The 12,185-nt window shown below is 69.9% G+C and carries 9 protein-coding genes and 1 pseudogene; all 10 read right to left on the reverse strand.

Translation table 11 applies throughout. The features are described 5' to 3' along the window. Window positions 1-102 precede the first annotated feature (102 nt). Window positions 103-2,970: a hypothetical protein gene (locus ACH47Z_RS38615; protein WP_399082486.1), complete on the reverse strand. Its 2,868-nt coding sequence runs from the start codon at window positions 2,968-2,970 to the stop codon at window positions 103-105. A gap of 74 nt (window positions 2,971-3,044) precedes the next feature. Then, on the reverse strand, window positions 3,045-4,859 hold the full coding sequence (locus tag ACH47Z_RS38620) for a peroxidase family protein (protein WP_399082489.1): 1,815 nt from the start codon (window positions 4,857-4,859) through the stop codon (window positions 3,045-3,047). A gap of 50 nt (window positions 4,860-4,909) precedes the next feature. Further along, on the reverse strand, window positions 4,910-5,299 hold the full coding sequence (locus ACH47Z_RS38625) for a hypothetical protein (protein ID WP_399082492.1): 390 nt from the start codon (window positions 5,297-5,299) through the stop codon (window positions 4,910-4,912). 108 nt (window positions 5,300-5,407) lie between these two features. Then, on the reverse strand, window positions 5,408-6,571 hold the full coding sequence (locus tag ACH47Z_RS38630) for a hypothetical protein (RefSeq protein ID WP_399082495.1): 1,164 nt from the start codon (window positions 6,569-6,571) through the stop codon (window positions 5,408-5,410). Further along, on the reverse strand, window positions 6,568-7,995 hold the full coding sequence (locus tag ACH47Z_RS38635) for a Dyp-type peroxidase (protein ID WP_399082498.1): 1,428 nt from the start codon (window positions 7,993-7,995) through the stop codon (window positions 6,568-6,570). Before ACH47Z_RS38635 ends, ACH47Z_RS38630 begins: the two co-directional genes overlap by 4 nt. A 25-nt stretch (window positions 7,996-8,020) precedes the next feature. After that, window positions 8,021-9,295: a hypothetical protein gene (locus ACH47Z_RS38640; protein WP_399082501.1), complete on the reverse strand. Its 1,275-nt coding sequence runs from the start codon at window positions 9,293-9,295 to the stop codon at window positions 8,021-8,023. A 31-nt stretch (window positions 9,296-9,326) separates the two neighbouring features. Continuing rightward, on the reverse strand, window positions 9,327-9,785 hold the full coding sequence (locus ACH47Z_RS38645) for a hypothetical protein (RefSeq protein WP_399082504.1): 459 nt from the start codon (window positions 9,783-9,785) through the stop codon (window positions 9,327-9,329). Between the two features lie 363 nt (window positions 9,786-10,148). Next, window positions 10,149-10,529: a hypothetical protein gene (locus ACH47Z_RS38650; RefSeq protein ID WP_399082507.1), complete on the reverse strand. Its 381-nt coding sequence runs from the start codon at window positions 10,527-10,529 to the stop codon at window positions 10,149-10,151. Continuing rightward, window positions 10,526-11,377 carry a serine/threonine-protein kinase gene (locus ACH47Z_RS38655; RefSeq protein ID WP_399082616.1) on the reverse strand — a complete coding sequence of 284 codons (852 nt, stop codon included), beginning with the start codon at window positions 11,375-11,377 and terminating at the stop codon, window positions 10,526-10,528. Before ACH47Z_RS38655 ends, ACH47Z_RS38650 begins: the two co-directional genes overlap by 4 nt. 42 nt (window positions 11,378-11,419) lie before the next feature. After that, window positions 11,420-12,079: pseudogene (locus ACH47Z_RS38660) on the reverse strand (SPFH domain-containing protein); the annotation flags it as partial. Window positions 12,080-12,185: the final 106 nt, after the last annotated feature.

Below are 12,185 nucleotides of genomic sequence, written 5' to 3' on the forward strand. Positions count from 1 at the left end.
GGACAGTTCAGTCTTGTAGGGCTTGCGCTCGCGCACGGTGTTCAGCCCAGCAGCTTGACCTCCTGCCCGCCCGCAACGGGACACTGTGCCGCCCGTCCCCCGTCATGCACCGGATCCTGCTGCTCGGCGCCCGGACTTCCGGCACCACGGCATCCGGCTCCGGGGTGCGCAGCTCTCCACCGGGAGCAGCTCTGCGACCCGCTCGCCGATCCAGTGGCCGAGTGCTTGGTAGGCGTCGAAGCGCCTGCTGTCGAACCACTGGTCGCTGGTGCCGTCGTGGGGAAATTCCTGGTTGGCCTGGGCGTATGCGAGGAGTGCGTAGGGCATGTCGGCGGTCAGCGTGGCCCGGGCGACGATCAGCCGTCCCCGCGTCCCCAGCGTTCGGCCGCGTTCGTCCACCAGTGCGCGCGGGTACACGATCTCGCCCTCGACCACTGTGTCGGCCGAGAGCCGGAGGTCGAGGGCGGCCAGTGGGTTCGGCGGGGGCGGCTGGGCCTGCTGCGGTGTGAGGGGAGGCGCGCTGCCCGGAACGAGTTTCCGCCAGTCCTCGCGCGCGATCCTGATCTCGACGCCAAGCTCCTCCTGGGCCAGGGCGATGGCCTCGCCCAGAGCGGGGGCGAAGGCCCCGGAGCCCCCGCTGGCGTCCACGCACACGGCGGTGGTGACGCCGTGCCGGAGCAGTTCGACCAAGCCGAGGTTCTCGTAGTGCCCGCCGTCCGTGACCAGCAGCATCCGGTCGTCCATCGGGTAGCGGCCGGACAGTTCCCGCAGCAGGTACGGCAGGCGGCGGATGCCAGGCATCGGAGGCAGCCCCCAGTCGGCACGCTCGTCCCAAAGAGCTCCCAGCACACCGGGGTTGGGAAGCCAGGTGCCGAGCCGGGCGTTGGAGAGCGCGAACAGCGTCTGGAACGCACGCGCCTGGCGTCCCATGGCCGAGGCGAAGGCCGCACCGGAGACGGCAACGGCCGACTCGACGGTCAGGTCCTTGCGGATGACCGGCCTGGTGCGGTTCCACAGGACGCCCGTCCGGGCGTACCCGACGTCCGGACCGCCGACGTAGTCGTATGACAGGGTGAACGACACCGCATGCCGCCCCGGCGGTGTGCGGTCGTCGCCGGACAGGTTGGCCGCCGCGGCGAAGACGACCTGGGGGAAGCCGGGGTGCCGCCTACCGTAGCAGGCAAGCGGCGTCGGCTCGTCGAACTCGTAGGGGACCGCCAGCTGTTCGCCGTCCGGGTCGGTCCTGGGGCGGACGGCGAAAGCGGTGGCCAGCCGGGCGCGGTAGAAGGGGTGGAGACTCGTCCACGTCTGGTCGAGGCTCAGCGCGACCACCCCGAGGACGACGGGAAGGCCGATTTGGACCGCCCCCGGCCATGTCCGCCCGCCGTGGATCGCCCCGCCCAGAACAAGCAGGGAGGCCACTGCCACCACAATGAGAACCACCCATACCAGCAGATACTTGGCGACAACAGGTATGGCGCGCACCAGTTGCGAACGCCTGGCGGATTCGACGGCGTGCTCGGCGGTCTCGATGCGCCGCCATGTGGTACTGACCAGCACGGTCACATAGGTGAGCAGCCCCACGGCTCCGCCGCTCGCTGCGGTCGCCGGGGCATGAAGTGTCCATATACGTGCCGTCCCCCACTCCAGGGCGGGGAAGACAAGGACCACAACGGCCAGCAGCAGGCCCGCCACCACGAACGTGAGGAAGGCCTTCTTCAACGCGCCCGACAAGAACTGCCTGGCGAGGAACAAGGAAACCAGCCACAGGAACCAGAACACGGCAGCGCAGCAGAGCAGGGCCAGAACGGCCCACAGCGCGGGTCCCCGGAAGCCCGGGAGCCGGGTCGGGTCTGCCAGCGGAACGAGGTGGTAGCCCCAGCTCAGGGCGAGGCCCAGGACCAGCAGAGTGGCGGTGAGCAGCCCCAGGGAGGCGAGCAGGCCCCGCAGGACGGCCCCGATGGCGACCAGCCATTGGCCGGTGCCTTCCGCGACGTACTTCGAGTGCCGGCGGGTGTGGTCCTCTTCCGGCGTGCCGGGCATGAAGACGTCGTCGGTACCGGCTCTGTACCGGCCTTCCTCACACCACCGGCTCTTCCCGGCCAGCGCCAGTTGCAGGGCACCCGTGGTGTAGCCGCCTCCGGATACCGACACCAGGTAGCGCGCCCTGCACAGCTGGGGGCGGAGGGCCTGCAGTGCGCCCAGGGTGACGCAGGCCGAGCGGATGCCGCCGCCCGAGACGCAGAAGCCGAGCCCGCCCTGTTCCCGGCCGGGCGGCACCCGGCTGCCGTTTTCCCAGCGCGCTTCCCTGGAACGGGGAGGGTCACAGCGTGCCGTCCCCGGCCAGCGCCGCCGGCCCCACTCCATCACGGGCCAGGGCGCGACGACGTCGGGCCTCTCGGGGCCGGAGTCGGTCGTGTCGCCTCTGCGCCTGCTTTCGCATGCGCATGTCCTGTGGCATGCGCGCTCCCTGGCGTACCTGCGCTGGGCACAGCCGTAGAACACGGCCCGTTTGAGGACGATCGCGACCACGACCGCAGCGACCGGCACGGTGACGACGAGCAGCAGCCACTTGACCGTCGCGAAGCCCGCAGCCCACGCGAACGGCCAGTCCGCGCCGCTCAGCCCATGGAGCAGCAGCAGCTTCTCGGTCACGGCGCACACACACGCTGCGACGACTCCGCCGATCCCGTACACGACCAGGCAGCGGTGTCTCATGCGCACCGCTATGGTGCGGCCGCTCAGCCACAACGCGAGGACCGTGCTGACGGTGTACGTCCCTATGAGGACGAAGTCGGCCGTCAGCGCCGTACGGAAGTCGGCCGTCCGGACGCCGACGAGGGTGTGCGCCGCACGCGCGCTGCCGGCCAGTTGCAGCCCCACGTCGTCGACGACGGAGGCTTGGAGGCGGATCCAGAGCCCGGCCGCGAAGACGGCGAGGGCCACGACGGCCAGGACGCAGCTGTGCACGCGCGACAGCGGGGCGGGGCGGGCGTCTCCCGGCGAGGCCGGCAGTCTGCGCGTCGCGTCATCCGCCTCCTGTCTCACTGCGGGACCCCCGCCGCGGACCAGGGGGCGAAGGCGTTGTCCACCGACCGCAGCGACGCCCGCAGCCCCGGGAAGTGCCTCAGCAGAACGCTGGTCATGGTGTTGTTCTCGATCCAGTCCAGGCCGGTCCTGGTGTACACCTGCGGCGTGTAGTCCCTGGTGAGGAACCGGTCGCTGTTGAGGCGGCGGGAGGCCATCAGGACGAAGACACGGAAGGCCGTGTCGCTGAACGCGAAGCCCTTCGGGCGGGGTTCGGCGAACATGCCCACCGAGAGGTCGACGCGCTCGATGTCCCCGTCGTAGACCCGGCGCAGTTCCTCGGCCCAGACGGGGTTGTCCGTGAGGGTGTCGAAGTCATCGGCAGGGAGGAGTTGGAGCTGGCGCCGGAACTCGTTGTAGCGGGGCACGCCCACCTCCCGCGAGCGCAGGATGTCGACGGCCCCGAGGTCCATGAGCTTGCCGTCGGGCCGTTGGAACTCCTGGAGGAACCGGGGGTAGTTGTGCAGGGTCACCAGGCCCGGGTGTGACGTGCCGAAGGAATAGAGCAGGTCGGTCAGGGAGTGCTTGCCGAGGATGTCGTACGCCTGCTGCCCTGTCAGTTCCCGGAAGGTTGCCGCCTGCAGGAGCGAGTCGTCGGCGGCCGACCGGAAGCTCCAGTCGTCGGGGATGAGGGGGTGCATACGGTAGACGGCGACGAACTCCTCTGTGAGCGAGTACGGGACGCCGAAGTGGTCTGTGCGCCCGCCCACGATGCCGCTGAGTACCTCGCTCCTGCTGAGACGGCCGAAGATCTGGTGCAGGCGCTCGCCCAGCAGGCCGTACCAGTTGGCGTGCATGGCGGCGACGGTCGTCGGGTGGCTGATGACGGCGGGCGTCCATTCCACAGTGTGGATCTTGGCGATGAGCGCCGCTGTGATCAGCCGTGCCCGTTGGAAGAGCTCCTCGTCGGACCACGCCGGGTAGGCGTCGTGCAACGCGTCGCAGATCGCGTTGTGTTCGAGCAGGAAGACCATGTGCATCATGGCCAGTCCCAGCCAGAAGCCGGGAATGCCCGACGGGTCCTTGTCCGGGTCGTCCGGGAACAGCGGGCCGTTGGGGACGCGGAGCCTGCCCCCTTCGCCGGTGCGCAGCGACCGCTGCTCGTCCGGGCTGTTTCCGTACAGTTGGGACGCGTCCCACCAGGGTGAGTTCTCGTTGAGGAAGGTCGGCGGCAGGCCGTCGTGCCCGTCCGCGCGGGTGGGGTCCGGGATGGTCCTCGGCACGAGCATCGGTGGCGTGGGCCACGGGTCGCCGTCGGCCAGATCGATGCGCCAGGGACGGTCCATGGTGCCCTGCCCGTGACTGACCCAGTCCTTGATCATGAACTGGAGCCAGGCGGCGACCAGGGTGTTGACGGACTCTGCCGGGACGAACGCGTGCCGAGTCAGCAGGGCCCGGCTCACCTCGCGCGGGCTCGGGGAGAGAATGCGTGGCTCGGGTTCGGGAAAGGCCCGGTCCGGCGGCACGTTACGGCCGAAGCGCGAACGAGCCATGCCCATACGGGGATCGGTCAGGTCGTTGTAGGTGCCGTCGGCCGTGCGCCCCGTGAGATCCTGCACGTCCGGGGGGCCGACGTCCGGCAGGTTGCACGACGGGTAGGAGCCGGTGTCGAAGAGGTTCTTGCGGCGCAGGTTGTCCCGCAGGCCGATGAGGGTCAGCAGAGCGAGGGGCTTGGGCAGGCGCTGCCAGCCGACCTTCTGGTCGACGGCGACCGCCAGCCGGTCGTGCAGCTGTACGAACCACGCGGCTCGGCCTTGTGGTGCTGTGCTCATGAGGGGATTCCTTCCGGCGTCCCGTCCCGGGAGGCGCGGCGGCTACGGCGTCAGCGGACGTCCGACGGCCGGCGCGGCCACCCCCGGGCGACGAGTGTCAGGGCGACGTTGACCGTCGAGATCGCCGTGGTCGCAGCGGCCATGCGGCGCGGAAGCAGGCCCTCGCGGCCGGCGCAGGCGGCGGCCAGGACGTCGCTCGCGTGGATGAGCGTGCCGGTCCGCAGCGCCCGGTCAAGGTCGTCCGCGTCCGCGGGGCACAGGAGTTGGGCGCCGATGACCACGGTGCGCACGCCGAACATGCGGAGCACGTAGACCAGGGCGGGCTGTCCGGGGTCCGCGCCCAGACGGCGGGCCATCACTCTCGGAGTCAGCAGGGCCGCTGCGCCGTTCACCAGTCGGATCACGGCCAGGGAACAGCGCGCGCCTGTCCGCACGTCCATCTCAGCATCCCTTCCAGGAGGGCATCCAGAGGACGTTTCCTCCCTTTTCCTACGATATGAGAAGCGGTCTTGATGTGCGCGTCGGGCCGCGGGACGGCCGCCGGCCCGTCATTCCTCCTCTCCGGGCTCCTGGTGCCGCGTACCGTTCATGGCCTGTCTGAGCCACGCGAGCCGTAGATAGATCGTGCGGCGGGCACGGTTCTGGTTGCCCAGCGGCCGGTGTTCGGGCACGGCGTGCCAAGGATTGAAGGACAGCCGGTCCGCACGGGCGAACTGGTCCGCCGGATCGCACTCTTGCCGGAGCAGGCGCAGGGTGGCCACCGGCACGAACGGCGAGAGGCGTTCGGGCCACACCACGGACGCGTTCTCGACCGGCATCCGGTGGGCGTCGGTCTGCACCTGGACGAGAAAGTCGAAGGAGACGTCGTGTTCCCGCAGTGCGGCGGCCAGGGCCTGCTGCAGGTAGTCGTCGGGCGGGTGCCAGGGAACTCGGCTGCGGGTCCCGTCGCGGGGCACGAAGGAGAACTGCATGGCCTGGCCCGCCCCGAGGAGGTACGGCGTGCAGCTCCAGTAGCGGGCCTCCAGCGGGCTGGTCTGGGTCTTCGCGTACAGCCCCTGCATGATCATGTCGCAGAGGTGCGGGTGACGGGTGTCGAGGAAGTACAGGACCGGAGTGCCCGCGAAGACGTGCTGTTGGAGCCTGAGGTTCTCGACGACGTCGGGCGTGGTGAAGGTCGGCGCGCTGATGCCGGTGAAGTCCTGGGTCCACCGCTCGTCGTCGAGCAGCTTCTCGCCCCCGACGCCGAGGAGTTTGACGCCGATGCTGAGGATCCCGTTGTCCTTGATGTCGGGCGGCGCGAGGGGGCCGGGGCCCGCGAAGCGGACCCAGGCGCGGTAGGTGGCGGGGGTTCGGAACACGCCGTGCCGCAGCCGTGCGGGCAGGTCGTCCCGGACGGTGAAGTCCGCGTGGACGACCCCGTAGGTCTTGGTGTTGCCGGCTCGTTGGGCCTCCCCCGGCCGGTACTGGCGCCGGACGAAGCGGGCCATCTGCTGTGCGACGGCCTCGGCGACCGCCGCCTCGCCCGGCACGGCCCGCTCTTCGGCGAGACCCAGGTGCTCGTCCCGGCGGCGTACGTTGATGCACCACTGCGCGGCGGCCTGGAGGGGACGCAGCAGGGTCCGGTCGAACAGCGGGCGCACGTAGGGGTCGATGCGCCGCTCCAGCAGGACGCAACCCAGGACCGCGTCGTTGAATCGCTGCCCGGCGCTCACTGCCGCTTCCCCTCGGGTACGGCCGTGCAGAGGCAGTGCAGCGCCTTCAGGCCCGGGAGGAAGAAGTAGGCGCCGCCCTGAACGGTGACGAACTGGGGAAGGCCGAGGTGGCGGGTGCGGAAGGGCCTGCCCTGCTCGGTGAATGTCGAACGGCGATCCTGGCGCGGCGCGACGATCGGGTCGGGGCCGTCGTGGAGCCCGTTGAAGTTCGGGTTGTCGAGCCAGGTGTGCTGGATGAACTCGAACTGGCGGGAGATGTTGGCGTTCAGCCCGAGGAAGTGCAGTCCGCGTGCGTCGGGGGCGTCCCCCGTGCCGTCAGGGCCGTAGGGCCGGCCGCGGCGCAGCAGCCGGTGGCGGCGTCCGACGGCGACCGAATCGGCGGAACCGGGGCGGGGATCGAGGGAGTCACGGGGGTTGGCCCGGCGGATATGGGCCCCGAGCGGACAGCGAAGGCCGTCCGGGTCCGTGGCGTAGTAGCCGAAGCCGTTGTCCGTCGCCAGGGCGGGGTCGTCGTGCTCGGGCGCCCGGACCAGAGGGGCACCGCCGGGCCAGCGTCCCAGCATGCGCGCGGCGAGCGCCTCCTGTGCGGCGGGGTCGCTGCTGCCGTCGGGGCGCCGTGTCTCCGCGTCGAGGTAGTCCCGGAAGGCCTCGACGTTCTGGCGGAGCTGCCGGAAGACCAGGTAGCTGCCGTTGCGCCCGAAGTCCACGCCACCCTCGGGCGCGCGCGGCAGCACACCGAGGGGGTCGTAGGCGGGCGGCAGCAGCGGACGGTCCGTCAGCAGCCCGTACTCGTTGGGATAGCCGAGGACGAATTCCCCGGCCCTGACCACTTGCTCACCGTCTGTGCCCCCGTCGCGGGCCGCTGCGGCCTTGGACAGCCCCTCGATGAGGGGCTGGGAGATGCCGTCGCGGAAGCCGAAGTGCTCACGGCCCGTCAGTTCGACGGTGCCCAGCCGGACGGTCTCGGTGAACGCGCCAGGGGCCAGGACCTCTCGGCGCATCTCGGCCTCCAGTTGCTCCAGCCACCCCCCGTCGCGTGCGTAGAGCATCACCAGGACGTGCACGGGCGGGCCGGCCGGGCCGCCCCACTGCCAGTACCGGGGGGCGCTCTCCCCGACGTCCCCGAGGAAGCGGCTGCGGTCGGGGTCGGTCATCCCCACGACGAACTCGTACGGGAATCCGTTGAGTTCCGGTGTCGCCAGTCCCAGACGCCGCAGGCCGTCCGAGGTGAGGGCCACGTTGACCGCTGTGTCCGAGGGTTCGGAGAGGCCGTTCGTCACGCGGGGCGCCAGCCTCCCCAGCGCGGCACGGGCGGTGGCCGCCGGCCCGGCAGTGGCGAGCACCAGGAAGCAGGCCGACGTCAGGGTGCGGTAGCCGCGGGTGACCAGGCCCTGGATGTCGTCGAGTTCCAGCGACGTCGTCATGGTGGCGCCCTTCCTTCGCAGCTCTTCAGAACAGGGCGAGCCAGGCCTCCGTCTCGGCGGGGCCGAGGTCCCCGAAGAGGCCTGCCCGGATGCGGGCGGCGATGTCGAGGTCGTGTGCGGTCGACGTGTCGTACGCCGAGTACCAGACCTGCGTCGGCGCCTGGTGGCACCGCAGGTAGTTCTTGAAGGCCTGCTCGTCCCTGGCGCCGTCCAGCACGAGCCAGCGCACCCGCGGATAGCCGAGGCCGTTGCTGAAGACGGCGTTGAGCCCCCAGGCGACCTTGTCGATGAAGTCGTCCATGTAGCTTTCCAGGCTGCCGTCGTAGTTGCTCGCGAAGATCACCCGCCGTTTCCCGTCGACGAACAGCCAGCGGGCGAAGTGGATCGTCTTGACCCCGGCGAGGTTGCCCCGGTTGAAGACGTGGCGGACGCCGTAGTCCACGACGAACAGGACGACGGTGAGCGTGATCCGCCGGAACGGACCGGTCTTGACTGAGCCGACGGCGGTGAACGGGTTCTGCGCCACGAAGTCTTCGCAGCCCGCGAGTTCGCCCATGCGGTCGTGGCTCGGACGGGCACGATCGGGGACATCGCGGCGTTCGTGCAACCTGAGCAGAACGGCCCAGACCGGCAGGGCGATCACGAGAAACGGCAGCAGCACCAGGGCGGCCAGCGGAACCCCGACCCGGTGGGCGGCCTGGCGGATCCGCCACCCGAGCGGGGGCGGCGCGGGCCCGGTGCGGGCCCAGGCGAGGTCCTCGCGGCTGCCGACGTATGCCTGGACGGCGGCCCTGATCTCCACAGGGCTCCTGTCGGCCAGAGCCGGTCCGTGCCGGTCGAGGAATTCCTCGATCACCTCGCGCAGCATGGCCTCCTGCTCGATCTGCTGCCGTCCCCTCCCGACGGTGTTGACGTAATAGGCGGCGCAGGGCACCACATGGGAATGCAGCCAGTCGATCCGCGCCGCATCCGGGGAGCCGCCTGCCGGATATCCGGCGCAGTGCCCGAACACCCGGTCCAGGCCGTCGCTCGCCTTGCGGACCAGATCGGCGAGGTGGGCTTCCACGGGCCCGTCCACCTCGCCCATGTACACGACGCTGGGCGGCATGTCCGCTGTGGCGCCGCCGGGCCCCTCGGGAACAAGGACGACGCGTGCGAAGTGAATGCTCGGTACTTCGGCAAAGGGGAACAACTCCCCGGCCGTGCCCTTCCGGCCGGCCTCGTGCAGCAGTTCCCGCACCTCGGCGACTCGATCGGGCGGCAGGGCGGCCTGGACGGTGACCGCCGTCTGATACGGCATCTTCAAGCACCTCCGCCTCTGCTCGGGCAGTTCAGGTCCGCGCATCCCGGAATGTCAGGCTGAAATCCAGGACTTTGCGCCGCCCCCAGTAGACGTTGCCGAGATAGACCCCCTGCCCGACGCCGCGGATCTCGTCCCGGATCCGGTGGGCCACGAGCGAGGTGCGCGAGTAGTCGAGGACGATGCACGCGCCGTTGTCTGACCAGCTCGAGTCCCGGTAGACCCGCGCCCGCACCGCCCGGATCCCGAACGGCGTGACGAGATTGCGCAGTTCACGGCCGTCGGGGTCGAAGACCTTGCCCTGCCACATGAGACGCCGCGCCAGTACGGCTGCCACGGCGTTCATCTTCGGGCCGAGTCCCAGGAGCACTGTCCCCAGGCCCTTGCCCCGGGGAATCTCGCCGGGCGGGGAGGAACGGAACAGCCGATCGAGCTCGGACCGCGACATGCCCAGCAGCCGGTCGGCGCCGATGTCGATGGCGTGGCTCATCGTGCACCTCCATGGGCCCACTGCCGTGGGCACGTGTTTCGTGCACTGTCGCTACAGCCATCCTATTTCGCCCCGTCCGTCCCCGGCATCCCGACGGCCCCGCGATTCGACAGCCGCACGGGGCGCGCACACGATGGGTGTGTGGGGCAGGCCCGCCAGGGATGGCTGAATCGTGAACTATGCCCATTAGGCATTCCAAAGGAAGGGCCCTCGGTCAAGAAGGACACTGATGATCAGTGACCGTCAGTGGCATCGGCCAACCTCTTCAGCCGAGTGCGGGTGCGCTGCCGAGGACGTCGCCGAACTTGCTGATCAGTTGTGGGCGGACCCGGGGCGGTTGTAGGCCGCGCCGCCGGCCTCGGCTCAGTCGGGGATCTCCTCACTCATGTCGGCCGGGCCGCCGGCGATGTGCCGGGCCGGTTCCTCGTACAGGGCGCGCAACGAGGCCGGTACGGACGGCAGGTGTCCGACCTGCTTCAGTCGGCGCACGATGCAATCGTCGGTGTACCGGTGCGGGGCGGTGTCCTCGCTGACGCTCAGCGCCGGGCGGATACCGCTCCAGGTGACCTGCAACAGCCGGGCCCGCCCGACCAGGCCCGCGGTCAGGCAGTCCAGCCGGGTGCGCATCTGGCGGACCTGTTCGAGGGCGTCCCACCCGGGGACCCGTCGGTGGGCCTCGGCGCCACGGCGCCGAACCGGCAGCTGCCCGAAGACCGGCTCGGGTTGGACCTGACGTGTTGTCAACCTGCCGATTCAGTCGGTTGTCTGTGCAGATCCACCAATGTCCGCACGAGGGGCGGCAGCCAGTCCTCGTCCGAAGGGTGGGGGTCGGCAAGCTGCTCGAGAACCTCGGCGGGCGTCGGGCGGCTCGCGGGGTCGTGGGCGAGGCAGCGGGTGACGATGCCGGACAGACGGGACGGCAACAGGTCGAGGGCGGAATCGAGGGACTCGCCGTCTGCGGGCACGGCCCCGGCGGCGTGGCAGAGCACCATGCCGAAGGCGTAGAGGTCTGTGGCGAAGGTGACCGGCGCGCCGGTGAGCTGTTCAGGGGCGAGGAAGCCTCTGGTGCCGACGAGATGGTCGGTACGCGTGATGGCGGTGCCGTCCAGGGCGCGGGCGATGCCGAAGTCGATGACGCGCGGGCCGGTGTGGGAGAGGATGATGTTGCCGGGCTTGAGGTCACGGTGAACGATGCCGCACTGATGGATGCCCTCCAGTGCTTCGGCGATGCCGGTGGCCAGTGTCTGGATGGTCTTGACGGGCAGGGCGCCGTGCCGGCTCAGGACGTCGTGCAGCGATGGGCCAGGAATGTACTCCGTGACCAGCCAGGGCGGGTCACCGTGCGCATCGGCATCGACCACGGACGCGGTGTGGAAACCGCCGACCTTGCGCACGGCAGTGATCTCGCGGGCGAAACGCTGACGGAATACGGGATCGGCGGCCAGTTCCCGCTGGATGACCTTGACCGCGACCAAGCGCTCGCCCGGAGAGTGACCGAGATAGACCGTCCCCATCCCACCTTGGCCCAGCCTCGCTGTCAGCCGGTAGCGATCGATACGGCGAGGGTCACCCTCCCGTAACGGCTGGCGCACGGGAGGGAGATCCGCAGGCCGGTGCGACAGCGGCGCGACCCGTGCGGCCTCCCTCCCGTCGGACAAGATGGCGGCCACTTCGCGTTCTGTCTCTGCCCGGATCACGGCTGCCCGCTTCTCGGCCTCAGCACGCAGGACTTCGGAGTCCCGGACGTGGTGGGAGCGCATCCGCTGCTCCAGCGCGTCCAGGACGGAGGCGGGCGGTTCGATGGCCTTGAGTTCCACGCGGTTGACGCGGATGCCCCACTTACCGGTCGCCGCGTCGAGGACACCGCGCAGGGCCGCGTTGATCTCCTCGCGGGAGGTGAGGGTGCGTTCGAGGTCCATGCCGCCGATGATGTTCCGGAGTGTGGTGACCGTCAGCTGCTCGATCGCCTGGATGTAGCTGGCGACCTCGTAGGTGGCCGCCCTCGCGTCCATGACCTGGTAGTAGATCACCGTATCGATGTTCACGACCACGTTGTCCTGGGTGATCACCGGCTGGGGCGGGAAGTGTACGACCTGTTCGCGCAGGTCGATGCGATTACGGATGGTGTCGATGAACGGGACCACGATGTTCAGGCCCGCGTTCAGGGTCCGCGTGTAGCGGCCGAAGCGCTCGACGATGGCGGCGCTTGCCTGCGGGATGACCTGGATGGTCTTGATCAGGGCGATGAAGACCAACACCACCACAATGACCAGGACGATGAGGACCGGTTCCATCGCTACTCCCCCCTGCCCGTCAGGCCCCCAGGCACCGGACCCGGATACGCCTTTTGACGCCCGCGCCGAACCTGCCAGAGCCGTATCGTCATGCGCTGCGATGCTC

This window comes from Streptomyces sp. NPDC020192 (assembly GCF_044388685.1).
Taxonomy (GTDB): domain Bacteria; phylum Actinomycetota; class Actinomycetes; order Streptomycetales; family Streptomycetaceae; genus Streptomyces.

Bases quoted from the DNA above. Each gene is read 5' to 3' on its own strand.
- ACH47Z_RS38620 (WP_399082489.1), bottom strand. From the start codon at position 4,859: ATGAGCACAGCACCACAAGGCCGAGCCGCGTGGTTCGTACAGCTGCAC.
- ACH47Z_RS38625 (WP_399082492.1), bottom strand. From the start codon at position 5,299: ATGGACGTGCGGACAGGCGCGCGCTGTTCCCTGGCCGTGATCCGACTG.
- ACH47Z_RS38635 (WP_399082498.1), bottom strand. From the start codon at position 7,995: ATGACGACGTCGCTGGAACTCGACGACATCCAGGGCCTGGTCACCCGC.
- ACH47Z_RS38640 (WP_399082501.1), bottom strand. From the start codon at position 9,295: ATGCCGTATCAGACGGCGGTCACCGTCCAGGCCGCCCTGCCGCCCGAT.
- ACH47Z_RS38645 (WP_399082504.1), bottom strand. From the start codon at position 9,785: ATGAGCCACGCCATCGACATCGGCGCCGACCGGCTGCTGGGCATGTCG.